This is a genomic window from uncultured Amnibacterium sp. (assembly GCF_964250715.1).
In the GTDB taxonomy this organism is placed as follows: domain Bacteria; phylum Actinomycetota; class Actinomycetes; order Actinomycetales; family Microbacteriaceae; genus Amnibacterium.
In genome coordinates, this window is sequence record NZ_CAXUGX010000011.1 from 78,326 (window position 1) to 101,815 (window position 23,490).

Genomic DNA, 23,490 nt, shown 5'->3' on the forward strand with positions numbered 1-23,490 from the left:
ACCTGACACCGACCCAGGGGTTCGCCACCCGCGCCATCCACGCCGGCCAGGCGCCCGATCCCGCAACCGGAGCGGTGATTCCGCCGATCTACCAGACCTCCACCTTCGTGCAGGACGCCGTCGGGTCGATGCGCTCCGGGTACGAGTACGCCCGCAGCGGCAACCCGACCCGCATCGCGCTGGAGCAGCAGGTCGCCGCGCTGGAGCTCGGCACCCACGGCATCGCCTTCGCCTCGGGCCTGGCCGCGGAGGACGCGGTGCTGCGTGCGCTGCTGCACCCCGGCGACCGCGTCGTGCTCGGCAACGACGTGTACGGCGGGACGCACCGCCTGCTCGACCGCATCCTGCGCCCGTGGGGGGTGCGGGTGCAGGTGGTCGAGCTGACCGATCCGAGCGCGGTCGACTCGGCGCTGGCCGCCGGCGACACACGGGTGCTGTGGGTGGAGACACCGAGTAATCCGCTGATGAAGATCTCCGACATCGCCGCGCTCGCCCGAGCCGGGCACGCTGCCGGGGCGCACGTGGTCGTGGACAACACCTTCGCCTCCCCGGCGCTGCAGCAGCCGCTGACGCTCGGCGCCGACATCGTGGTGCACTCGGCGACGAAGTACCTGGGCGGGCACTCCGACGTGCTGGGCGGCCTGGTCGTGACGAGCGACGACACGGTGGCGGAGCAGATCCGCTTTCTGCAGTTCGCCGCGGGCGGGGTGCTGGCGCCGATGGAGGCGTGGCTGACCACCCGCGGCATCAAGACCCTGGACGTGCGGATGCAGCGGCACTCCGCCAACGCCGCCGCCATCGCCCTGCAGTTGGCGGGCCACCCCGCGATCGCCCGCGTGCACTACCCGGGACTGGCCGCGCATCCGGGCCACGAGATCGCGGCCCGTCAGATGCATGCCTTCGGCGGCATGCTCTCCGTCACGGTGCACGGGGGCGCATCCGCCGCGCTGCGGCTCGCCGAGGGCACCCGTCTGTTCACGCTGGCGGAGTCGCTCGGCGGCGTGGAGTCGCTCATCGGCTACCCGAGCGAGATGACCCACGCCTCTGTCAAGGGCACACCGCTCGCCGTCCCGGACGACGTGGTGCGCTTCTCGGTGGGCATCGAGGACGTCGCCGACCTGCAGGCCGACCTGGATCAGGCGCTGGCCCGGCTCTAGTCCGCGCGGGTCAGCGCTTTGCGCAGCGGTTCTCCGGCGCCGCATAGCGGCCGCATAGGGGCTGCTCTCACGATCATCCCCGTGAACGTATGGAGCGATGGACCGGATGTCGATCTGGTCGTACCCGTGTACAACGAGGCGGCCGTGCTGCAGCAGCACGTGTGGCGTCTGCACCGGTACGCGACCAATCACCTGACGTGTTCGTGGCGCATCACGATCGTCGACAACGCGAGCGCCGACGGCACGGACGAGGTCGCGCGGTCGCTGGCGGAGTCGCTGAACGACGTGCGGGCCATCCGGCTGGAGCGCAAGGGCCGCGGACTGGCGCTGAAGACCGCCTGGTCCGCCTCCGACGCCCGGGTGCTGGCGTATCTGGACGTCGACCTCTCCACCGACCTGGCCGGCCTGCCGCCGCTGCTCGCTCCGCTGCTCTCCGGGCACAGCGACCTGGCGATCGGCACCCGCCTGACCCGCAACAGCCGGGTCGTTCGCGGCGCCAGGCGCGAATTCATCAGCCGCACCTACAACGGCATCCTGCGTGCGGCGCTCGCCGCCTCGTTCACGGACGCGCAGTGCGGCTTCAAGGCGATCAGCCGGGATGCCGCCGCCCGCCTGCTGCCGCTCGTGCAGGACGACTCCTGGTTCTTCGACACCGAACTGCTGGTGCTGGCGGAGCGCGCCAACCTGCGCATCCACGAGGTGCCCGTCGACTGGACCGACGACCCCGACAGCCGCGTCGACATCGTCCGCACCGCCCGCGACGACCTGAAGGGCATCTGGCGGCTGGGCAAGGATCTGGCCCGGCACCGTCTACCGGTCGAGGCGATCGCGCTCGAGCTGGGCCGCGGCCCGATCGTGCCCCCCGCCCGACCGCGGTTCGCCACGCAGGTCGTGCGGTTCGGGCTGGTGGGCCTGCTCTCCACGCTGGCCTTCGCGCTGCTCTACCTGGCACTCCATCCGCTCTTCGGCGCGCAGGCGGCCAACTTCGCGGCCCTGCTGCTGACCGCCGTAGCCAACACGTGGGCGAACCGCTGGTTCACGTTCGGAGTGACCGGGCGGCTGGGCGTGGTGCGGCACCAGGTGCAGGGCCTGCTCGTCTTCGGACTGTCGTGGGCGATCACCGCCGGATCGCTGGTCGGGCTGCACGCCCTCGTCGCGCGGACGACGCCGGTCGAGGAGATCCTGGTCTTGACCGCCGCGAACCTGGTCGCGACCGTGCTGCGCTTCGTGCTGCTGCGCGGCTGGGTGTTCCGCGCCCGCCGCGCCGCTCCGGAGTCCGGGACGCGCGCCGCCTCGCAACCGCTTCCTGATCGGACGGACGCCCGACCCGCGGCGGCCCGATCCGCCGCGACTCTGCCCGCACCGATCGCCACCGCCGGCCCCGACCATGCCTCGACCACGATGGAGACGTCCCGATGAGCACCGACGCGACGACCCTGCTCGGCCCCGCCACGCGCGCCCGTCCCCGGGGAGCCACGCGCCTGCGCGGCCTGCCCCGTTCCCTGTGGCGCGGTCGTGAGACCGACGCGGCCTGGGTGCGCCCCTCGTTCTTCGGCCTGATGGTCGTGAGCGCGGTCCTCTACGCCTGGAACCTGGCTGCGAGCGGCTGGTCGAACGCGTTCTACTCCGCGGCCGTGCAGGCCGGCGCCACGAACTGGGAGGCGTTCTTCTACGGCTCCTCCGACGCCGGCAACTCGATCACCGTCGACAAGCCGCCCGCCTCCCTGTGGGTGATGGAACTCTCCGCCCGCATCTTCGGGCTCAGCTCGTGGAGCGTGCTGCTGCCGGAGGCGCTGATGGGCGTGCTCACCGTCGCACTCGTCTACTGCCTGGTGCGGCGGCACTTCGCAGCGCCGGCCGCCCTGATCGCCGGCGGCGTCGTGGCGGTGACGCCGGTGGCCGTGCTGATGTTCCGCTTCAACAACCCCGACGCCCTGCTGGTGCTGCTGATGACCGCGTCGGTGTACTGCGGGTTGCGCGCAATCGAGGACGGCCGGGTGCGCTGGGTACTGCTCGCCGGCGCCGCGATCGGCTTCGGCTTCCTCACCAAGCAGCTGCAGGCGTTCCTCGTGATCCCCGCCTTGGCCGCGGTGTTCCTGTACGCCTCGCCCCGCCGCATCGGTACCCGCCTGCTGCATCTGCTCGCCGCGCTCGGCGCCGTCGTCGTCTCCGCGGGCTGGTGGGTCGCGATCGTCGAACTGGTCCCCGCCTCCGCTCGGCCGTTCATCGGCGGCTCGCAGACCAACGACTTCTTGGAGCTGACCTTCGGCTACAACGGCTTCGGCCGGCTGACCGGCAACGAGACCGGCTCGGTGACGGCCGGCGGCAACGCAGCTGCCGGTGGCGGCGCCGGCGCCTGGGGCGCGACCGGACTGTTCCGACTCGTCGGCAGCGAGTTCGGCACCCAGATCGGCTGGCTGCTGCCCACCGCCCTCGCGATGCTGGTCGTCGGCGTCGTGGCGCTCTGGCGCCGACCCCGCATCGACCCGGCGCGGGCCACCCTGCTGCTGCTCGGCGCGACCCTGGTGGTGACCGCCGGTGCCCTCAGCTTCGGCGCAGGCATCATCCATCCCTACTACTCCGTCGCGCTCGCTCCGGGCATCGGCGGCCTGGTCGGCATCGGGACAGCCCTGCTGTGGGAGCGACGGAGCAGCCTGGCCTGGCGCATCGTCGCCGCGGTGACGGTGCTCGGCACAGGATGGTGGGCGTGGGCGCTGCTGAACGAGTCGCCCACATTCCTGCCCTGGCTGAAGGTGGTCGTGCTGCTCGCGGCCGTCGCCGCGGCGGTCGCGCTGATCGTCGGACCGCGGGTGCGCGCACTTGCCACCGTCGCGATCGTGACGGCGCTGCTGACCGCGTTCGGCGGACCGGCTGCCTACGCCGTGGACACGACTCTCACTCCGCACGCCGGCTCCATCCCCTCCGCCGGCCCCACGGTCGCCGGTGGGCGAGGCGGCTTCGGTGGGGGAACGGGCGGCGGCATGCGCTTCAACCGCGGGGGGACAGGCACCCAGGGCGGGTTCGGCGGGCAGCCCGGCGCGCAGGCATTCGGCGGGCAGCCGGGCGCGCAGGGCTTCGGTGGCCGAGGCGGCTTCGCGCCCGGCGGCACCGGCACCCAGGGCGGCTTCGGGACGCGCGGCCGCTTCGCTGGCACGGGTGGCGGCATGGGCGGCGGTGGCGGCCTGCTGGGCGGCGACACGGCCGTGGCGTCGTCGGTCACCGCGCTGCTGCGCCACGATGCTGGGCAGTACACCTGGGTCGCGGCCGCGGTCGGTTCGCAGACGGCCGCCTCATACCAGCTCGCGAGTCGCGGCGCGGTCATGCCGATCGGCGGCTTCAACGGCAGCGACCCGTCGCCGACGTTGGCGCAGTTCAAGGCGCTGGTCGCGGACGGCACGATCCACTACTTCATCGGCGGCGGTCGCGGCGGCTTCGGCGGCCGATCGAACGGCGGGTCGAGCGCATCCAGCGACATCGCCTCGTGGGTGCAGTCGACCTTCACCGCGACGACCGTGGGCGGCGTCACCCTGTACGACCTGACCGTGCCGACCACCGGCTCGGCCGCGGCGCAGATCTGAGCGGCCCAGTCGGCGACGGGAGCCGCGGCCCACCGCGACGTCGGGCCACAGAGACCGACCGGGCGCTCGGGTCGGGCCGCTAGCGTCCATCCATGCGAATCCTGTTGGTCGGTGCCGGAGGTGTCGGCAGCGCGATCGCGAAGATCGCCGCCCGGCGCTCGTTCTACGAGGCGATCGTCGTCGCCGACTACGACCTGGCGCGAGCCGAGCGGGCGGTCGGCTGGATCGCCGAACGGCACGGCGCCGAGGTCGCCGCGCGGTTCCACTCGACCCGCATCGACGCCTCCGATCCCGACGCGGTGGCCGCCGTCGCCCGCGCCCACCGGGCCACCCACGTGATGAACGCGGTGGAGCCGCGGTTCGTGCAGGCGATCTTCGCCGGGGCGCTCGCCGCCGGCGCGGACTACCTGGACATGGCGATGAGCCTCTCCGAGCCGCACCCCACCGATCCGTACGCCGAGACCGGGGTGAAGCTCGGCGACGACCAGTTCGAGCAGGCGGCGGACTGGGAGGCGGCGGGCCGGTTGGCGCTGGTCGGCATGGGGGTGGAGCCGGGCCTCAGCGACGTGTTCGCCCGCTACGCCGCCGACCACCTGTTCTCGTCCATCGACGAGCTGGGCACCCGCGACGGCGCGAACCTGGTCGTGCGCGACGATGCCGGGCGCGAGGTGTTCGCTCCCTCCTTCAGTATCTGGACGACGTTGGAGGAGTGCCTGAACCCGCCGGTGATCTGGCGCAAGGAATCCGGCTGGACCACCACGGAGCCGTTCAGCGAGCCGGAGGTGTTCGACTTTCCCGGCGGCATCGGCCCCGTCGAGTGCGTGCACGTGGAGCACGAGGAGGTGCTGCTGATGCCGCGCTACCTCGACGCACAGAAGGTGACGTTCAAGTACGGGCTCGGTGCCGACTTCATCGGGGTGCTGCGCACCCTGCGCGATCTGGGGCTGGCCTCGACCGTGCCGTTGACGGTGCGTTCAGCCGCGGGCCCCGTGCAGGTGGCACCGCGCGATGTGGTCGCAGCCGCCCTGCCCGACCCCGCGACCCTCGGCCCGCGGATGACCGGGACGACCTGCGCCGGGCTGTTCGTGACGGGCATCGGCAAGGACGGGAATCCGCGCCGGGTGTACCTGTATCACCTGGCCGACAACGCGGTCACGATGCGCGAGGACGACAGCCAGTGCGTCGTCTGGCAGACCGCGCTGAACCCGGTGATCGCGCTGGAGCTGCTGGCGACGGGCGTCTGGTCCGGTGTGGGCGTGCAGGGTCCGGAGGCGTTCGACGCCGAGCCGTTCCTGGAGTTGATGGCCCGCAGCACCGCGCAGGGCGGGTACGGGCAGCCCTGGGGTCTCGAGGAGCGCTGACCGCTGCTCCGGCGGCTGCTCCATCCGTCGGTCCATCCGTCGGTCCGGCGGCTGGGTGGGCCGCGCCTCAGCCGAGCAGGGCGAGCGCGGCCGCGATGGCGACGAACGCCAGCAGGACCGTGGTCACGCCGGTGAGCAGGACCGCCAGGATCGGGTGCCGCTCCGCCGCCGAGAGCAGCTGACGCCGCGACTGGCGCAACTCGGGCAGGGAGACCGGCTCGGCCTGCCGGGTCACCGGCACGTCGAAGTGGTTCGCGACGAGCGTGATCTGCTGCTCGCTCCAGAACTGACCGCGCATGCGCAGCCGGGTGCGTCCCTGCTCGTCGAGCAGGAAGAGCTGCGGGTGCGTGCGCACGGTCCGGTCGTCGATCAGCGGCAGTACCAGGGCGGAGCGCACGTGAGTCGAAGGCGTCGTGCGCCTGCGGCCGATCAGCCGGCACTCGGTCACGCCCCCGTCGGTCAGGACCAGCCCGATCGTCGAGAACCGGTGCGCCAGGGCTCCGCACAGCAGGGCCAGTCCGATCGCGCTCAGAATGAGGGGGACGAGCCGGCCGGGGCCGGAGATGAACACCAGGATGACCGCAACCGGCCCGAACAGGGCGAGCAGTGCGACGGCGACGGCCTGCCACTCGCTGCGACCGGGCGGCCGCAGGCGGACCTCATCGCCGACCTCGGCCGAGCGGGCTACGGAGGCCGTCGTCGGGGTCGTCGGGATAGGGACGTTCACGGGCACACGATATGGCCCGCGGCCCGCTCGGTCGCGCCCCCGTGCGGGCCACATCCGGATCACCTGGGTCCGGTCGTCGCATCACCCGGTCAGGGGATCACTTGGTCGGCGGATCACCTGGTAGGCGGAGTCGCGATGCCGGTCTCGAAGGCGAAAACGACCGCTTGCAGTCGGTCGCGCAGCGCCAGCTTGGTCAGCACCGCGCTGACGTAGGTCTTCACGGTCGCTTCGCCGACGTGCATCCGCTCGGCGATCTCGGCGTTGGAGAGGCCCTCGGCCAGGGCGAGCAGGGCGTCCGCTTCGCGGGCGGTGAGGCGGTCGAGCGCCGCTCGGCGGCGGGGATCCTCGCCGGTGGCCGGCGCGTGACGCTCGACGAGCCGTGCCACGACCGTCGGGGACAGCAGGGACTGGCCGGCGTGCACGGTGCGGATCGCCGGCGCCAGCGACTCCGCCGGAGTGTCCTTCAGCAGGAACCCGCTCGCGCCGGCGCGGAGCGCGTCGAGTACATACTCATCCAGGTCGAACGTGGTGAGCACGAGCACCCGGGCCAGCTGTGCGGCGACGATCGCCGCAGTGGCCTGGATGCCGTCGAGGCGCGGCATGTGCACGTCCATCAGCACGATGTCCGGGCGGACCCGCCGCACGAGTTCCATCGCCTCCACGCCGTCGGTCGCCTCGCCGACGACCTCGATGTCGGCGGACATCGAGAGGATCGCGCCGAAGCCGGCGCGCACGAGTGCCTGATCGTCGGCGATCGCCACCCGGATCGGTGCGGTCATCGGCGGGCCTCATCCATCGGCAGCAGGGCGTGCAGCCGGTACCGTCCGGACCGCGTTTCGGTGGTGAGCTGTCCGCCGAACGCCGCGACCCGCTCGCGCATGCCCACCTGACCGTTCCCGCCGGGCAGTTCGGCACGCGGCGGCGCCGACGCCGCGTTCTGCACCTCCAGCTCCACCCGGTCGTCGTGCACCTGCAGCAGCAGGTCGGCGCGGGAGTCGCTGCCGTGTTTGAGCGCGTTCGTCAGGCTCTCCTGCACCACCCGGTACACCGTGCGGTCGAGGGCCGGTGGCAGCGCGGACGGATCGCCCTGCACGCTGACGGAGACGGTGAGCCCGGCGGCGTGCAGCTGCTCGGTGAGGCGGGTCAGGTGCGCCAGCGACGACGACGGATCGTCCGCGGGGTCGCCTCGCAGCAGGCCGAGCACCCGCCGCAGTTCGACGAGCGCGTCGTGGCCGGTCGACTCCACCTGGGCGATCGCGGCGGCGCTGCCCGCGGGGTCGACCGCCATCCGCAGCCGGGCCGCGCCGGACTGCAGCACCATCACGCTGACGCAGTGCGCGATCACGTCGTGCAGGTCGCGCGCGATGCGGGAGCGCTCGTCCGCCAACGCCTGCTCCACCAGCAGCGCCTGCAGCGCGTGCCGCGCCTCGATCTGGCGGGCGAGCGCCTCCCGCCGCTCGATCAGCGCCCGGATCAGCACCCCCGTCGTCCAGCCGATGGCGATGATCGCGGCGTACACGGCGACCTGGCCGGCGAAGCCGGGGATCGTGATCGAGAGCAGCACGAGACCCGGCACAGGGAACAGCAGTGCCCACCGGTTGACCGGCCTGCGGCCGTAGCGGGCCGCGCCTTCCGCGCCGATGGCGAGCGGCAGGAGTGCGCCGACGGAGACGACGTCGTAGCTCTGCACCAGGTGGGGCAGCGTCGCGAGCGCGGCGACGGCGGCGGCGCTCGTCAGCGGCCGGATCCGTCGCGCGGCCAGCGGCAGGGGTGCCGCGGCGCTCAGCAGGCCGCCGATGAGGGCCGGGCCCGTGCCGCGGTAGCCGTCGTCGGCGTGGGAGGCCGCCTCCAGAAAGGCGATGCCCGCGAAAACGACCGCCACGGCGATGTCGAACGCGGTGTCCCAGCCACGTCGGCCCCTCATCCCGGCGTCACTCATGCCGACGTTGCTCATCCGAGTGTCGCTCATCCGGGCCTCGCCAGCGGGAGGGGTTCGGCCGCCGACTCCGCTGCGGACGCCGGCTGCGCCTCCGCCCGCAGCAGGCCGAGTGCACGTCGCAGCTCGGTCAGCGCCTCCCGGCCCGTGGATTCGACCGTCTGCAGGGCGCTGGCAGACGTCGCCGGGTCGGTGGCGAGATGCAGCCGCGCCGCGCCGGCCTGCACCACCATCGCCGTCACGCTGCGCGCGATCACGTCGTGCAGTTCGCGTGCGATGTGCTCCCGTTCGGCTGCGATCAGGGCGGCCTGACGCATCGCCTCCGTCTGCTGCACGGCCAGCAGCTCGCTGGCGAGCGCCGCGGTCCGCGCCGCGAGCACGCGGAACACCGTGCCGAGCGCCCACCCGATCGCGTACAGGATCGCCTCGAAGATCCACTCCGACGGCTGCCGGAAGGCGGGGTCGAGCGCCGCATAAAGTCCGTAGAGCGCCGCGGGCAGCAGGATCGACAGCCAGTTCCACGGCCGCTTCGCGTACTGGGCGCAGGCGCCGTAGGCGACGACCACGACGACGAGCCCGCCGATGAACGGCCGATCGACGTCCGCGAGCAGTTGGGGCACCCCCCGCAGCAGCACGATCAGCAGCAGCACGAGCAGCGGCCGCCGTCTCCGCAGGACGAGCGGCAGCGGAGCGACCCCGGCGACGATCGCGCTGACCGCGACCGGGGCGGTCCCGCGGAAGCCGTCGTCGACGCCGAGCAGCACGGTGCCGACCGCGACCGCGGACAGCCCTACGGCCATCCCGCCGTCGATCAGCCACGGCCGTACGCGGCGAAGCAGCAGCGCGATGGACACGGCGTCACGCTACAAGCGGGCCCGGCCGGCACGGATCCCCAATGCGACGGAGTTGATCTCCACAGTTCGACGGAGCGGAGTCCGCCCCACGGTGGAGCAGGCGGCCCCCGGCAATTCCTACGGTCGGTGCCGTTCCTCGAACCTCACCGGAAAGGCCTGACCATGTCCTCTGCATCATCTCCATCCGTATCCCGCTCTGCGTCTCCCTCTGCATCCCCATCCCGTCGGCTGCTCGTCGCCATCGGCATGGTCGGTGCACCGATCGGCCTCACCGTCGGCAACCTGGCGCGCCCGACCATCGACGGGTCGCCAGCCGCGCAGGCGCAGGCGATCGCCGCGCACGCCGGGCAGTACCTGTTCAGCAGCGTCGCGGATGCGGCTGGCTTCGCCCTGCTCGGCGCGCTCGGCGTCGGCATCGCGATGCTGCTGCCCGGTCGAGGCGGCCGATTCGGAACGATCGGCGCACTGCTCACCGTGATCGGCGGCGTCGTGATGGGTGGGGCGGTGCTCACCTCTTCCTTCGTGCAGGCGGCGATCCCGGCATCCCTCGCGCCGCAGGTCCAGCCCGTGATCGAATCGAACGCAGCCCTCGGCGGCCTGTTCGACTTCGCCCTGGTCGCCGCGGTCGGCGGCCTGCTCGGCGCCGTCGGCCTGCTCATCGGCCGACCGGTACCGATCTGGCTGACCGTGCTGCTGATCGTCTCGATCCTGATCTCCAACTTCGGAGGCGGCCTGCTCGGCGCGGTGCTGTCGCTGCCGTTCCTGGTCGTGACCGCCCTGCTGGCCGGTGCCCTGATCCGCCGCTCGCCGGCACCCGAGCCGCAGCCGCTGGAACGCACCCGCACCGCGGCCGTCGCCTGAGCTCCGAGGTATTCAGGCAAAATCGAGGATCCGGGGCCGCAGAGGCCTCGGATCGCCCGAATTCCTCGAAATCGCCTGAATTCTTCGGCGTCGGGTCGTAGACGGCGCCGACGCGGGCCAACATCGACCACATCGTGCTCGCGCCGAGCGGGGTCTGGGTCGTCGACGCCAAGACGCACCGCGGCAGGCTCGAGGTTCGCCGCACCGGCGGGCTGGTCGCTCCGCGCGTTGAGCAGCTGCTGATCAACGGCCGCGACCAGACGAGACTCGTCGACGGCGTCAGTCGGCAGATCGACGCCGTCCGCGCCGCTCTCGCCGATGAGAGCCCGGACGGTCCAGTGCGGGGCGCGCTGTGCTTCGTCGGGACCGAGCTGCCGTGGATCGACGAGGACATCGCTGACGTTCCCCTGCGGGGCAGACGAGGAATGCCGAAACTCCTCCGCCGACCCGGACCCATCGACGCCGATTGAGGCGCACACCTGCGCGACCGCCTGGACGCGTACTTCCCGCGCGCCTGAGTTCCGAGGAATTCAGGCAAAGTCGAGTAGTCGGCGCCGTGAGGGGCTCGGATCGCCTGCAGAACTCGTCATCGCCTGAATTCCTCGGGCGTCGCGGCACTGAGCCGGGTCCGCTCGCCGCCGTGCAGAGCGCCTCCGTATCACCTCACCGGGCCGCCTGGCCGAGCGCAGCGCGGATGGCGGGCGCGGCGAGCCGTGCCGCACTCATCGCGGGTCCTCCGTGCCGCCGACGCGCTCGGCAACGTCGATCGCGTTCCGCAGGCGCCCACGTTCCTCATCGATCCACTGCCGGCCGGAGTAGGCCTGAACGAACGCCTCCGCGAACTCGACGGGGTCCTCGCCGACGACGTCACGGATCGGAGTTCCATCAGCGGCAGCGCGATCCCACAGATCGGCGAAGTCTCCGATCATCGTGATCAGGGTCGGGCCGTCGGTGATGCCGCCGGCATGCAGGAGGTAGCGCTGAAGCGCCCTCGCGGAATTCCTATACGGTTCCGGGAGCGCGTCGAGGCGGGCGACCGACTCCCGCCATCGCTTCTTCTGCTCGAGTGGTCCGGTGACGAACTCGATCCATTTCGCGGCCATGCTCAGTTCTCTCCTTCTGTCTGCACTGCGGTGATCTGATCTCGGAGCTGTTCCAGCCGCGCCGAGAGAAAGCTCCAGTTCCTCCAGAACTCGTCGAGGTACTCGCGTCCCGACGAGTTGAGGGAGTACACCTTGCGAGGTGGCCCCTTCTCCGACGGGACTTTCTCGACGTCGACGAGACCGCGCTGCTCGACCCGGACCAGCAGGGCGTACACGGTGCCCTCTGCGATCTCGGTGAAGCCCTGATCGCGCAGCCAGGCGGTGATCTCGTACCCGTGGGCAGAGCGCCTGGACAGAATCGCCAGCACGGTGCCTTCGAGCGTGCCCTTGAGCATCTCGGTCATCTGCTTCGCCATGACGACCTCCTCGCGGCTACTCACTGACACTTGGTTCCAGTACCTAGCGACACAAGCTACCACTCATCAGCAGCGCTGACTACCGTGGTCTTCAGCCCGTAGCCGATGACCGCGCGAGCGGTCAGGGCGTCGTCGTGGCGTGCGGGCCGAACGGGAGGATCGCGACCGGACGGCAGATAAGGGCGCCGAGCTCAGGAGAAGCCGAGGACCACGTACTCACCCGGGCGCGCTCTCACGCGGGTCGGAGGATGGGATTGGCGGAGGATGGGGGATTCGAACCCGAATCAGCGCCTCTCGGAACACGCCAAGAGATCGCAGAAAACCCCCCTGATCAGCCCATTTGACTCGGTCCTCGATCACAGTGACTCCTAGAATCACCGGAGCCCCCACACGTTTGTGGGGTTTTTGTGGGGGCTCGGACATTGTCCGAGGCTGATCGCACCCACCCCCGCCGCGATGAGCTCGAGTGAGTACCGGGAGCCTTCGCCGACCACTTCTGGGGACCGGCAGAGCGCGGCGAAGCGCGTGTCGTGCTCGTCATCAAGGTGCGGCGTTGTAACGCCTTGTGAGATCGGCTCCCTTCTGGCGCGTAGTCCCTACGTGCATCGGAGTCACCGAGCGGGCGACCTGAACCCGCCGATAGGGCATCGAGTCACCCCGCGCGCGACAGCGGATCCGGGGCGATCCTCGTTGAGTCTTCGACCTCGGCCGTTCAGCCCACCTCGACGAACTCGCCACGCATCTCGACCTCGTCGCCGTGGGTCAGCTGTCTGCCACGCCGGCGTTCAACTTCCCCGTTCACGCGCACCTGGCCGTTGGTGATCGCCTGCCGGGCGTCCGCGCCCTGGTCGATCAGGTCGGCGAGCTTGAGGAACTGACCCAGCCGGATGGAGTCGTTTCGGATTGGAACTGTTCGCGTACTCACGGCTTCTCACGCACGCACGGCATTCTCCGGCATCCCTTGATCAACTCTGCCCACGAGAAGGTCCCGGAAACCCTTGAGCTTCCGGGCCTCGCGTAGCGGGGCGGGACGTGGCCCGCGACACCACGATTCGAATTCGCGGGTTCTCAGGAGTAAGTGCGGGGTGCCGCTCAATTACAAGACCGGATCAACCGGGACTTTTGAGATCGCGCTCGATCACGGGAGTAGGTGCCGGGTGGTGCTCAATCTGCGGGGTAATTGCGGCATATGGGTGTGCGCTATGCGTATTGGGGTACGCGAAGAATGGAGATGTAGTCCTCGCTCTCCCGCGTGGGCCAGGCGCTTGGCCTGCGGCGGGCACCTGGCCGCGCCGGGGCGGTGAGCGCACATGAGGTAGGCGCTGCGCCTCCATGTGGCGTCGAACGGTGTGGACTTGCTGGTTGGTCTGCTTCTCGGCGTCGAGTGTCTCCGAAGCGCCTGCTGCAGCCGTCGCGCTCGACTGCGCGATCGTCGGCGATTCCGCTGTGCTCCTGAGAGCACTACTTTGAGCGCGTGCGGAGCGGGCTGAGATCCCTGATCTACCTGCTTGCTGGGCTGATCCTCCTGGGCCTGGCCTACCTTCTCTATCCCCTCTTCGGGCCTCAGGGGTACAAGGGGTTCGAAGCCGATCCGCCTAACATCGTCGTTTACTCGAACGGGGCTCTAGGTGCTGTTGCTCCCGGCGTCGAGGTCGACGCAACCGGAGCTGCCGGACAGGTAGCCTTGGTCATCGACCAACCGGACGTCTCGGAGCGGACGGCCCCGGGGGCGACGATCGCCGTGGCGATGGAGCAGCCGGGCCACGGGTATGAATACTCCTTGACGCCGCTTCACTGCTCCGCATCCGTTGCCGACGGTCAACTTCCAATCGAAACCACGGTGGCGCCTGGTCCGCTCTGGGCCGCCGCAGCGAAAGCAGGTCAAGAAAGTGCTCCGCCGTCCAAATTGACCGGAGCGCTTGAGAGCTTCTCCTTCGCGACCCCTGTGCTGGCACCGCTAATTAGATGCGCCCTGCCGGAGTTCGGCTTCACCCAGGAAAGCATTGCGACACGGAACCTCTATCTGCCGGGCGTGCAGACCTACGCACTCAACACCAATACTGGTCGGATCGCCACGAGTTATGTCGCCGATCGTCCGCCGTCCACATACTTACAGCAGTCAAGTGAGCAACCATCTGAGGTGCTCGCGACTAGGTATTCATGGTATGAGCGCGAAAACGACACATTCGCGCGGCAGGGTCTCTTCATCAGCGTTAGTAGCCCGCAGGCCCAGCAGGAGAGTGCCTATCGACTGTTCGGCGCCGGTGCGCTCGTTGGCCTCGCTGGCGGGCCACTTGTCGCGTCCCTGCAGACTCGCCTCGAACCACGGCGGGACTCCAGCGCCCAGGGGGCCGCTTCAACTCATCGGCGACCAGCGCCCTCTTCTCGGGCAGCATTGGATCGCACCCTCCGACGGTCGAGGGCCGCCAGGCAGAGGTCTGGTTCGAGTGGCAACAGAATTTCTTGAGCGGACGGTCTTTCCGTGACCGGAACTCGACACCGGTGGACACAGTCGCTGCTCGGGAACGCGATAGTGCGAACAAAACGAGCAACCTGGCTTCGCCAGCATGGCCAAGCCCGCCTTTAGCGCCTTTCGCAACCCCTCCGCATGAACCGCGGATCACTTGGATCAAGTTGGAGCCGGACGCCCTCGACGTGCTCGGCATGCTCTCGGTGGTACAGCGGCGACTCGACCACGCAACTAGACGTGGTTAAATTTGGCTCACAACAAGGCCCGTGCGTGCTGAGAATGGCTTAATTCGTCACGCGTGCGGCGTCTTCGAGGTCTCCTCTTACCCTCAATCTACCGATTGGCCCATTCCATTTCCCGGCAAGATGTCCGTGCTGCCCGGCGATGATGCCAGGGTCGACGCCGACGGATGCTGCAATTTGGATGATCGTCTCTGCGGTTGTCGCGCTGGCGACCTGTGCCCGATACTCCCGCGGAAGCAGTGCGCTTTCGGCAAATGTGTTGGCAGCGGCCTCTTGTGAGTCGGCGTCGTCGTCAGCTTTGCCCGTGTAGTCGACGTAGGTGCCGCGCTTGGGATGCAGCAGTACGTGACCGATCTCGTGCATGAGCGTAAACCAGAACACGTCGAGGTACCGGTATCTGCTAGTCAGCGCAATAGTCGGGTGCCCCTGTACCCATCGGGAAACTCCGTTGATGCGTGTTGCTTTGATCTCCGGTACGTATACCAAGGCTACGCCCGCCGAAAGCAAAATTCGCTGCGCTTCCTCGAAGGCGGCCAGAAGAGGTTTGATGGTCGCGTTTGCAATAGGCTTCACTGCCGCTTCTAGCGCTCGCGGATCGTACTGCGGTGCTGTTGCGACAACTTTCGTGGCCTCGACTTCCGAGAGCCGTAACCACACGGCAATGGCATACCGATCAATAGTGAACTTCTGCGCGCGCTTGTAGGAAGCTTGCGGCTCGAGCCAGGTCTTCGTGAAAGCGGCTGGCGACGCAACGCCGAAGAAGCGCAAAAGTTTCTTCGCGATGGTCGCAATCGTGTCGTCGCGCGCGACGATGCTGCGCTCGACGAGGTCTGTCATTGGAAACTCGCTCACCCATTCGGCGAGGTGGTCGAGGGTGAGATCGCGTGCAAGACGCGCGTGATGCGCCTGGTGCTTGGCTTCAATCCGGAGCCAAGTCTCGGCGGGGACCTCGAGGACCTGCTCGAGTGTGACGGCCACGTCGGCGGAGATGGCCGCATGTCCCTTGATGACGAGGTTGATGTGCTTTGTACTGAGGCCTGAGCGAGCGGCTAGCTGCGCCTGCGAGATCCCTCGTGCGTCGAGTTCTCGTTGAAGGACGGAGCCTGGTGCGGTCGCCCAGTCGACGTTGTGTTCGGTCGGGAAGTAGGTGGAGGTCACTGGATCCTTCAGCCTGCGAGTCGGGAGAGCGAGCGGCCTCGAACAGCGAGGTCGTCGACGACGAGTGCGGTCGTCGGGGCATGGTCATGCAGAAGAGTCGAGGAGCCGAGTCGTACCGGCTCCCCGCGCGGGGTCAGCAGCCGTGTTCGGAGCCGAGCGACGCCGAGGCTCATGTCAACGGCGCCGGAGCACACGGTGAAACGAATGCTCTGGAACCGCAGAAGGACGCCGAACGGCTCCGATTCAGACACCACGGTCAGCAGGTCGCGCGCATCTTCGGCGGATGCTCCGGCGGCGAGGTCGAGTGCGGCCTGCTGTGAGCAGCAGACCTCGAGGTGCGGATCACGCCACGCCAGAAGCACTGTTTACCTTCCTGGTAAACTCTTGCGTGGTAGCGTTGCGTTCACCTGCTTGGTAAACGTAGCGGATCCGCGGCCTGCGGAGTCGCAGGATCGGGGGACGGATGACCTACCTGGACGACCAGCTGACCGACGTGCGCGATCGGACCGAGGCGAGCCCTGGACCGCTGGGGGAGGCCCGGCTTCGGCTCGCGACGGTGCGTTCCGCAGCCGGCAGCTTCGAGGGCAGTCTGCGCACGTACCGCAGTGGGTCGTTGGCCACCCACCTGATGAACGACCCGGTCAGCGACGGCGACGGTGGCCTCGTCCTGGACCGACGCAAGTACCCCGCTCTCGGGCCCGAAGGTGGGGGAGAGCTGCCCGAGCAGGTGGCAGCCGACCTGTGCGCGCACATTGGACCCACGATCCGCATCGACTACCCGAACGCGAAGGTGCACACCTCCAAGCGGGGCCCGAAGATCCACTTCGGGCAGGAGGTCGACGGCCAGAACCCGACGGTCGACCTGGTCGTCGCCCTCACTCGCCGTGACGGCGACGGGCTGTGGATCCCGAACCTGACCAAGAACCGGTGGGAGCCCTCCGACCCGGAGGGCCACCTCGAGCTGCTGAACAGCGGCGCGATCGCCGCGCGACGTACCCGCCGGCGGATCACCCGACTCGCGAAGACCTGGAACGGGCAGTTCGAGAAGCCCGGCGCCTCGTCGTTCCAGCTTGGTGTGTGGGCACTCGAGTTCGTCACCCCGAGGCTGGGGATCGCGAAGGGGCTGTGGACGCTGTTCGACAGCGCCGCGACCCGGCTGGAAGCCGACGAGCCGACTCCTGACCCCGCCGGTGTCTCGGAGGACTTGAAGCTGCAGCACGGCGTGACCGTCACCGCGATGGCGAAGCGCCTGCGGACTGCAGCCGATCACCTCCGCACAGCCCTGGACTCCCCCGATGGCACCGAGGTGGTCCACACCGAGCTCGCGCAGGTGTTCTGGAAGTACCTCGACGCCCCGACGTCCAACGGTTTGAAGGCCGCGACCGGCGTCTTGAAGGTCGGCGCACCGCTGCTTGCAGCGGCTGTCGGCGTCTCGGTCGCCGCCGCGTCCGACCCCCGGCGGCGGTCGTTCGGTGGTGACCGGTAGGGCCCGGGTGCCGGCCCGGGCGTTCTGGTTCGATGCACCCGCGCAACGGATACGGTTCGCTCACGACCTCCGCGAGCTCGAAGCGCTGACGATCCCGCGACGCACCCGATACCCGGGCGGCTTCGATGTCGCCGTCACGCTGCGCCTGCCCGACATGCCGCCCCGCCGAGTCACGATCGCGTTCCACCGTGCCACGCCCGCCAGCCCACGCGTCTTCGCCGACGGTCCGACGGACTCCCCGCACCGGTACGGCGACGGCTCCCTCTGCATGTGGCACCCCGACGATCCCGAAGACCGGAGATGGGTGCCGCAGCAAGGTGCCGCTGCTCTCGTCGCCGAGATCGCCGCGCACCTGATCCGCGAGGAGTGGTGGCGTCGCACCGGCGAATGGGCCGGCGACGAGGTCACCCACACACCCTTCCGCCCAACGAATGAGAGCGCACCACGATGACCGACCTCCTGCACGCCGCCGGGACCACCGTGATCGGTGCGGTACTGACCAGCGCGGTCGTCGCAGCCATCATCGGCGTGCTGCAGAACCGATGGCAGGAGCGCGCGCGAACGCGCGCCGCCGAGCGGGCCCGCCTGCAGGTCGCGTTTGCCGAGGCCTTCGACGTGTACACCCAGTACAAGGAGTTCCCTTACGCCATCCGACGGCGCAGAGCAGACGAGCCGGCGCCGGAGCGCATCCGGCTCTCCGAGGAGCTCCGGCACATCCAGAGCCGACTCAGCTACTACCGGGCCCTCGTCCTGAGCGAGGACGTCGCCGCTGGACTGTCCTACAAAACCCTTCTCGACCAAGTCCGCACAGTCGCCGGGGAGGCCATGAAGGCGGCATGGCAGGACGCAGCGGCCTCAGAGGACCGCGACATGGTGATCCCGCGCTCCTTGATCAACCTCGGCGCTCTGACCGATCACGAAGACCAGTACCTCAAGGACGTCACCGCGCGCCTCGACCAGCTGAAGCCGAAGTTCCTCGACCGACGGCACGCCCGCAGCCAATCGAACGGAACCAGCCAGTGCTGACCCCTCGGAGAACCCGTCGTTGCCCGCGTCGTTCGGGTCGAGGGGGCGAACGACGGGTTCCACCCGTCTTGCCCTGTCCTGGCCTGCCACCTCCGCGGAGCGGCTCCTGAACCACCCTCACTCAGCGGAACGGGACTATCTCGTTAACGGTGTTTGTGGCGTTTTCGGTTAGTAGGTCTCGGCTGCCGGCCAGCGGTCGGCGAAGGTGACGGCGAACGCGTTGAGGGCTGGTTTCCAGCGCATGGTCCATCGTGCCCTGCCTCGCCCGGTCGGATCCAGGGACCGGGTGACGAGGTCGAGACATTTCAACGCGGCCTGCTCGTTCGGGAAGTGGTCCCTCGCTTTGACCGCGCGCCGGTAGCGGGCGTTCAGCGACTCGATCGCGTTGGTCGAGCAGATCACCTTGCGGATCTCGACGTCGTAGTCGAGGAACGGGATGAACTCGGCCCAGGCGTTCTCCCAGAGCCCGATCATGGCCCGATACCGGGTGCTCCACTTCTCCGCCAGCTCATCCAACGCGACCCGCGCTGCCGCGGCGTTAGCGGCGGTGTAGATCGGGAGGACGTCGCGTTTGAGCTCGTCCCAGTCCCGCTTCGACGCGAGCCGGAACGTGTTCCGCAGCAGATGGATGATGCAGGTTTGGACCGTGGTGAGCGGCCAGACGGTGTTCACCGCATCCGGCAGGCCCTTGAGTCCGTCGCAGACGAGGAAGAACACGTCGTTCACGCCCCGGTTCTTGATCTCCATCAACACCGCCATCCAGAACTTCGCGCCCTCACCGCCCGGGCCGGCCCAGAGGCCGAGGACGTCCTTCTCGCCCGCGAGCGTCACGCCGATGGCCGCGTAGATGGGCCGGTTGGCGACCTGCCCATCCCGGATCTTGACCACGATCGCGTCGATGAAGATCGCCGCGTAGACGCCGTCCAACGGTCGAGCGGCCCACTCGTTCATCTCCTCGATCACCTTGTCGGTGATCCGCGAGACCGTCTCCTTCGAGACCTTGGCGCCGTAGATCTGCTCGAAGTGAGCGCTAATCTCACCGGTGGTGAGGCCCTTGGCATAGAGCGACAGGACGATCTCGTCGACTCCGGTCAACCGCCGCTGCCGTTTCTTCACGATCTGCGGCTCGAACGTCCCGTCCCGATCCCTCGGCACCTCGATCGTGACGTGACCGGTCGCCTCGGTCAGCACCGTCTTCGGTCGGGTTCCGTTGCGGATGTTCCCGCCCTCCCGATCCGAGGCTGCTTGGTGCTTCTCGTGACCGAGGTGCTGGGTCAGCTCCTCGTTCAGCGCCGTCTCCAGCACCGTCTTCGTGAACTGCTTCAGCAGCCCGTTCGGCCCAGTCAGGGACAAGCCCTGCTCCTGCGCCATCCGGACCAACTCGACGGCCGCCGCCTCCTCAGCAGTTGGCTCGTTCTTCTTCTTCCGTGTCGCCACGGTCTCCAGTGTCGTCATCACGGCACCCTCCCCGCCAAGCCATCCGCTCGACGTGTCAGGCCAGAAACACCGTTAAATCCACAGTCCCGGCCGAGTTGGTGCCCGAGCACGCGGCGCTCGTCTACACGCTGGCCTACACCGGCATGCGGTGGGGCGAGGTCACGGGACTTCGGGTTCGAAACGTCGATCTGCAGCGGCGCCGTTCTCGGGTCGAGGAGAACGCCGTCAAGGTATCCACGCAGATCGTCGTCGGAACCCCGAAGACACACGAGACGCGGAGCGTGCCGCTCCCCCGCTTCCTGCTCCAAGGTCTGGCACAACAGATGGCGGGCAAGAACCAAGAGGCGATCGTTTTCGGTGATGGCCGAACCCATCTGCCGAGACCACAAGCCCGCAACGGCTGGTTCATGCGCGCCGTTGGCGAAGCCCGCGCGATCGACCCGACATTCCCGCGGATCACCATCCACGACCTCCGGCACACCGCCGCGAGCCTCGCGGTGAGCGCCGGCGCCAACGTGAAGGCGGTGCAACGGATGCTCGGCCACGCCTCCGCAGCCATGACGCTCGACACCTACGCCGACCTCTTCGACGATGATCTCGACGCCGTCTCGGACCGTCTGGACCAGGTCAGAACGCTCCGCGTCAACCAGAGCCCCCACAGAAGTGTGGGGTTTTTGTGGGGGCTGGAGAAGGACAAAGGCCCTCGATCCGCGTCGTTACGCGGATCGAGGGCCCTCAAGGGTGCGGAGGATGGGGGATTCGAACCCCCGAGGGCTTGCACCCAACACGCTTTCCAAGCGTGCGCCATAGGCCACTAGGCGAATCCTCCGGGCCGCAGCCTCAGCCGCGAGCGGTCATGAGTGTAGCCGGGGGTCGCGCACCGCTCCCGGCCCGAGCACTCCGCAAGCTACCCGGCTCGATGTCTGGCAGGCGCGGCTCAGGCGCGCCGGCGGTCGGCGGGCGGGCTTGCCGCGCCGGCGACGTGACGGGCCAGCGCCAGTGCCTGCGCGGCGCGCGCGCGGGCCACGGTCGCGCGCCCGCTCCAGCGGGCGAACCGGCTCGGCCCGAGGGTGAGGGGCCAGCCGCCCGGGAGCAGCAGTTCGCGCCGGCGGGATCGGGGGATGAAGCTAGCGGGGTCCGGGGTCCGCCGGAGGTAGGCGGCGGTCCGCGCGCGGTCGGCGGCGTGCGCGCGCCACTGCATGCAGTATCCGAGCGCGGACAGCAGGGCCTGCAGGGCGATCGGATCCGGCGCGGCGAGGGCAGGTGCATCCTCGTCCACCCGAGGGATGACGTGCTCGACGATGACCAGCGGGATGCGGTTGCTGTCCTCGAACCGAGGCAGTGCCGCGCGGACGGCCGCCGCACCGGCGGATCCGGCCGGCAGCCCGAAGTAGCGCTGCGCCGTGACCAGGCCGGTCGAGAAGCAGCCGAGCACCAGCGCCGGCGGATCGCGGTGGTAACGCGCCTCGACCGGCACCGGATCGGTGTCCAACTCGAATCGCACCCCCGACTCGAGCGCGGCCATGCGGAGCGACTCGACATCATGGCCCGGGGCGCTCGGATGCGGCCGCATCACGACCGTGCGCAGGCCCCGGCCGGCCGCGGTCCGGATCAGGCCCGCGTACAGCTCCAGCTCCGCACGCCGCGACAGCAGGTGCAGCGAGGCGAGGTACTGCCCGAGGATCAGCGCATACGGCTCGCCGACGGGCGCTGCGGCCGTCGCGCCCGCGAGCTCGGCGACGACCTGCCGGAAGGCGTGCTCCGGTATCGCGACGGCCGGGACGCGGTACTCGCGCAGCAACTCGGGCAGGAGGCCCCGCACCAGATCCAGGTACAGCACGGAACGCACGCGATCCACCATGACCGGCGTCAGCGGGTCCCGCGTGGGGCCATAACTCATGAGCCCCTCGGCATAGACCGTCACCGGCGCTTCCGCGAAGATGTTCAGGATGGTCCGGGCCGGCGGCACGTGCACCGACTCCACCGCCAGCTCCACCAGGTCGTCGTCGGCCAGCCCGAGCGCCCGGCGGAACGCCCGCTCGAACAGCGGCTGCTCCGGCACCCGCGGCCGGAACAGCGACGGGTGCAGCGGGTGGATCACGTCGTTGTACGACGCCGTCCGGTCGAAGCGCAGCAGCAGCGCGGCGGCCCCCGGCACCTCGTCGATCCGCGGCGCGACCTCCGGCACCTCGGCGTTCGCGGAGGTGAGCAGGATCCGTTCGTCCGCGTCCCCGAAGCTGCCGGCGTCGAGCGCGGCGGCCAGCACCATCACCTGATAAAACGAGGAGGCCTCGAAGACCTGCACCCGACGCATCAGGCGAGCCGTTGCAGGCGTCGCGCCCGTGCCGGGTCGATGCTGGGCAGCGCCTCCGCGACCAGGTCCGCGGGCAGCGCGCGGATGGTCCGGCGGGCCCGCTGCCGGAACGTGCGCCAGGTGTCGGGTGCGAACCGGCCGCGCCGGGCGTCGTGGTGCGCGATCATCCCCAGGTAGGCGCGCACGAACCGGCCGAGGTGCGGCGCCAGGTCGGCGTCCGCCAGCAGGTCGGCGAGCACCAGGTCGAAGGCGTCGAAGAAGTGCAGTTGCCGTTCGTCGCCGACCGCGGTCAGCGAGCCGGCGACCTGCTGGCGATAGAAGTACCCGGTCAGGCCGACCACCGCGTATGTCGAGGCGAACAGGTGCAGCCGCCACGACATGCGGCGGTCCTCGGCGGTCGCCAGATGCTCCTCCACGTGCAGCAGGCCCGTCTCCCGCAGCCGCAGGTCGTATATGCCCGACCAGGCATTCGGGTAGTCGACCATGCTCGCCCGCGTCGTTCCCGTCCCGATGCCGCGGCGCGCGGGCAGCGGCTGCCACCGACGTGGCTCCGGAGCGCGGCGGACCGTGCGGATGCGCCCCTCCGCCCGCACGTGGTCGGCGCGCACGAAGTCGACGCCGAGCCGGTCGATGGCGTCGGTCAGCTTCGGCAGGTAGCCGGGCGCGAACCAGTCGTCCGCATCCAGGTACGTGATGAAGCGTCCGCCCGCCGCCGCGGTTCCCGTGTTGCGCGCAGCGGCGACCCCGCGGGACTCCGGATGCGTCAGCACGCGGACGGAGCCGCTTGCCGGGCTGAAGGCCGCCAGCAGGGCGGCGGTGTCGTCGCGGGACCCGTCATCGACGAACAACCACTCCGTGTCCGGAGCCGTGTTGCGCTGCGCGCTCGCCAGCGTCGTCGGCAGGAAGTGCGCCGCATCGTGACACGGCACTACCACCGACAGCCGCACGCGGAAACCCCCTGACGCCGTCCGGGCGGGCGGCGCGCCAGTGTCGCCAGCCGGAGCGTCTGCGCGATGACGCCCGCATGACGATCGGGTGAACGGGGCGCCCTCCCCGGTACACTGTGGGCGGCTCCCCGTGTGGCGCCATCCAGGCCAACTCCCCCAGGGCGGAGACGCAGCAAGGGTAACCGGGCTCTGGCGGGTGCGCGGGGGGCCGTTCGTATGTCGCGCCGCCGCTTCTGCGGCGCGAGTCGTGGGTAGTCCGCTGCGGCGGCCGAGCCGCCTTCGCTCCCGAATCAGCGTCGGGCGGGTGAGTGGGCGGCCGCGTCAGCGCGAGGTGGGCGGGGTCTGCGGCGAGGAATTCAGGACTTTTCGAGGGATGAAGGCGCTGCGGGGCGGTTTCAGCCTTCGTTTCTCGATTTGTCCTGAATTCCTCGTGCGGAGGGGAGCGGAATCCACAGGGCGGGGCGACGCGCCCGGCGG

20 protein-coding genes, 1 tRNA gene, 1 other RNA gene and 1 pseudogene are annotated in these 23,490 nt (G+C 69.6%); 11 read left to right on the forward strand and 12 right to left on the reverse strand.

Translation table 11 applies throughout. From position 1 onward, the window contains the following. The first annotated feature begins 2 nt into the window (after positions 1-2). The 4 genes from ACFE7H_RS11555 (at position 3) to ACFE7H_RS11570 (ending at position 6,096) form a co-directional block, all read left to right on the forward strand. Positions 3-1,157, forward strand: coding sequence for a cystathionine gamma-synthase (locus tag ACFE7H_RS11555; protein ID WP_375401416.1), 1,155 nt, complete (start codon positions 3-5; stop codon positions 1,155-1,157). A gap of 81 nt (positions 1,158-1,238) precedes the next feature. Next, complete coding sequence (locus tag ACFE7H_RS11560) at positions 1,239-2,576, forward strand: glycosyltransferase (protein WP_375401388.1); 1,338 nt, start codon at positions 1,239-1,241, stop codon at positions 2,574-2,576. After that, positions 2,573-4,735 (forward strand): glycosyltransferase family 39 protein, encoded by a 2,163-nt coding sequence (locus ACFE7H_RS11565; RefSeq protein ID WP_375401389.1) that lies wholly within the window; start codon positions 2,573-2,575, stop codon positions 4,733-4,735. Before ACFE7H_RS11560 ends, ACFE7H_RS11565 begins: the two co-directional genes overlap by 4 nt. 92 nt (positions 4,736-4,827) lie before the next feature. Further along, a complete protein-coding gene (locus tag ACFE7H_RS11570; RefSeq protein ID WP_375401390.1) occupies positions 4,828-6,096 on the forward strand; it encodes a saccharopine dehydrogenase C-terminal domain-containing protein in 1,269 nt (422 codons plus the stop codon). A 67-nt stretch (positions 6,097-6,163) separates the two neighbouring features. On the opposite strand, the gene ACFE7H_RS11575 is transcribed toward ACFE7H_RS11570, so the two are convergent. The 4 genes from ACFE7H_RS11575 to ACFE7H_RS11590 form a co-directional block, all read right to left on the reverse strand. Then, positions 6,164-6,823 (reverse strand): hypothetical protein, encoded by a 660-nt coding sequence (locus tag ACFE7H_RS11575; RefSeq protein WP_375401391.1) that lies wholly within the window; start codon positions 6,821-6,823, stop codon positions 6,164-6,166. Between the two features lie 113 nt (positions 6,824-6,936). Next, entirely contained in the window at positions 6,937-7,602 is a 666-nt protein-coding gene (locus tag ACFE7H_RS11580) for a response regulator (RefSeq protein WP_375401392.1), read from the reverse strand. Then, positions 7,599-8,792 carry a sensor histidine kinase gene (locus tag ACFE7H_RS11585; RefSeq protein ID WP_375401393.1) on the reverse strand — a complete coding sequence of 398 codons (1,194 nt, stop codon included), beginning with the start codon at positions 8,790-8,792 and terminating at the stop codon, positions 7,599-7,601. The genes ACFE7H_RS11580 and ACFE7H_RS11585 overlap by 4 nt, the downstream gene beginning before the upstream one ends. Further along, complete coding sequence (locus ACFE7H_RS11590; protein WP_375401394.1) at positions 8,789-9,613, reverse strand: sensor histidine kinase; 825 nt, start codon at positions 9,611-9,613, stop codon at positions 8,789-8,791. The genes ACFE7H_RS11585 and ACFE7H_RS11590 overlap by 4 nt, the downstream gene beginning before the upstream one ends. 246 nt (positions 9,614-9,859) lie before the next feature. On the opposite strand from ACFE7H_RS11590, the gene ACFE7H_RS11595 reads away from it, so the two are divergent. Both ACFE7H_RS11595 and ACFE7H_RS11600 read left to right on the forward strand, forming a co-directional pair. Then, positions 9,860-10,474, forward strand: coding sequence for a hypothetical protein (locus tag ACFE7H_RS11595; RefSeq protein ID WP_375401395.1), 615 nt, complete (start codon positions 9,860-9,862; stop codon positions 10,472-10,474). Between the two features lie 122 nt (positions 10,475-10,596). Next, on the forward strand, positions 10,597-10,944 hold the full coding sequence (locus ACFE7H_RS11600) for a nuclease-related domain-containing protein (RefSeq protein ID WP_375401417.1): 348 nt from the start codon (positions 10,597-10,599) through the stop codon (positions 10,942-10,944). A gap of 252 nt (positions 10,945-11,196) precedes the next feature. Here ACFE7H_RS11600 and ACFE7H_RS11605 read toward each other — a convergent pair whose 3' ends face one another. The 4 genes from ACFE7H_RS11605 to ACFE7H_RS11620 all read right to left on the reverse strand — a co-directional run bounded on the left by ACFE7H_RS11605 (position 11,197) and on the right by ACFE7H_RS11620 (position 15,803). Next, a complete protein-coding gene (locus ACFE7H_RS11605; protein ID WP_375401396.1) occupies positions 11,197-11,577 on the reverse strand; it encodes a DUF1048 domain-containing protein in 381 nt (126 codons plus the stop codon). 2 nt (positions 11,578-11,579) lie between these two features. Further along, positions 11,580-11,933 (reverse strand): PadR family transcriptional regulator, encoded by a 354-nt coding sequence (locus ACFE7H_RS11610; RefSeq protein WP_375401397.1) that lies wholly within the window; start codon positions 11,931-11,933, stop codon positions 11,580-11,582. Positions 11,934-12,645: 712 nt separating this feature from the next. After that, positions 12,646-12,858 (reverse strand): RNA-binding S4 domain-containing protein, encoded by a 213-nt coding sequence (locus ACFE7H_RS11615; protein WP_375401398.1) that lies wholly within the window; start codon positions 12,856-12,858, stop codon positions 12,646-12,648. A 1,829-nt stretch (positions 12,859-14,687) separates the two neighbouring features. Then, positions 14,688-15,803, reverse strand: a complete 1,116-nt coding sequence (locus ACFE7H_RS11620) for a helix-turn-helix domain-containing protein (RefSeq protein ID WP_375401399.1) — start codon at positions 15,801-15,803, stop codon at positions 14,688-14,690. 463 nt (positions 15,804-16,266) lie between these two features. Between ACFE7H_RS11620 and ACFE7H_RS11625 the strand changes: the two genes are divergently transcribed. The 3 genes from ACFE7H_RS11625 to ACFE7H_RS11635 are packed head-to-tail and all read left to right on the forward strand — an operon-like array spanning position 16,267 to position 18,315. Next, positions 16,267-17,289 carry a hypothetical protein gene (locus ACFE7H_RS11625; RefSeq protein WP_375401400.1) on the forward strand — a complete coding sequence of 341 codons (1,023 nt, stop codon included), beginning with the start codon at positions 16,267-16,269 and terminating at the stop codon, positions 17,287-17,289. Further along, the gene (locus tag ACFE7H_RS11630; protein WP_375401401.1) at positions 17,279-17,740 is read left to right on the forward strand and encodes a hypothetical protein; all 462 of its coding nucleotides are present in this window, start codon (positions 17,279-17,281) and stop codon (positions 17,738-17,740) included. The genes ACFE7H_RS11625 and ACFE7H_RS11630 overlap by 11 nt, the downstream gene beginning before the upstream one ends. Next, a complete protein-coding gene (locus ACFE7H_RS11635) occupies positions 17,737-18,315 on the forward strand; it encodes a hypothetical protein (protein WP_375401402.1) in 579 nt (192 codons plus the stop codon). Before ACFE7H_RS11630 ends, ACFE7H_RS11635 begins: the two co-directional genes overlap by 4 nt. A 168-nt stretch (positions 18,316-18,483) precedes the next feature. Here ACFE7H_RS11635 and ACFE7H_RS11640 read toward each other — a convergent pair whose 3' ends face one another. Beyond that, complete coding sequence (locus ACFE7H_RS11640) at positions 18,484-19,773, reverse strand: IS256 family transposase (protein WP_375401403.1); 1,290 nt, start codon at positions 19,771-19,773, stop codon at positions 18,484-18,486. A 122-nt stretch (positions 19,774-19,895) separates the two neighbouring features. On the opposite strand from ACFE7H_RS11640, the pseudogene ACFE7H_RS11645 reads away from it, so the two are divergent. Then, positions 19,896-20,279, forward strand: a pseudogene (locus ACFE7H_RS11645) (tyrosine-type recombinase/integrase); the annotation flags it as partial. A gap of 217 nt (positions 20,280-20,496) precedes the next feature. Here ACFE7H_RS11645 and ACFE7H_RS11650 read toward each other — a convergent pair. From ACFE7H_RS11650 to ACFE7H_RS11660, 3 genes are all read right to left on the reverse strand, one after another. Continuing rightward, a tRNA-Ser gene (locus ACFE7H_RS11650) sits at positions 20,497-20,581 on the reverse strand. A gap of 108 nt (positions 20,582-20,689) precedes the next feature. Beyond that, positions 20,690-22,066, reverse strand: coding sequence for a polysialyltransferase family glycosyltransferase (locus tag ACFE7H_RS11655; protein ID WP_375401404.1), 1,377 nt, complete (start codon positions 22,064-22,066; stop codon positions 20,690-20,692). Further along, positions 22,066-23,013 carry a glycosyltransferase family 2 protein gene (locus tag ACFE7H_RS11660; protein ID WP_375401405.1) on the reverse strand — a complete coding sequence of 316 codons (948 nt, stop codon included), beginning with the start codon at positions 23,011-23,013 and terminating at the stop codon, positions 22,066-22,068. Before ACFE7H_RS11660 ends, ACFE7H_RS11655 begins: the two co-directional genes overlap by 1 nt. Before the next feature lie 119 nt (positions 23,014-23,132). Between ACFE7H_RS11660 and ffs the strand changes: the two genes are divergently transcribed. Next, positions 23,133-23,229: signal recognition particle sRNA small type (gene ffs, locus ACFE7H_RS11665), an RNA gene on the forward strand. The last annotated feature ends 261 nt before the right edge of the window (positions 23,230-23,490 follow it).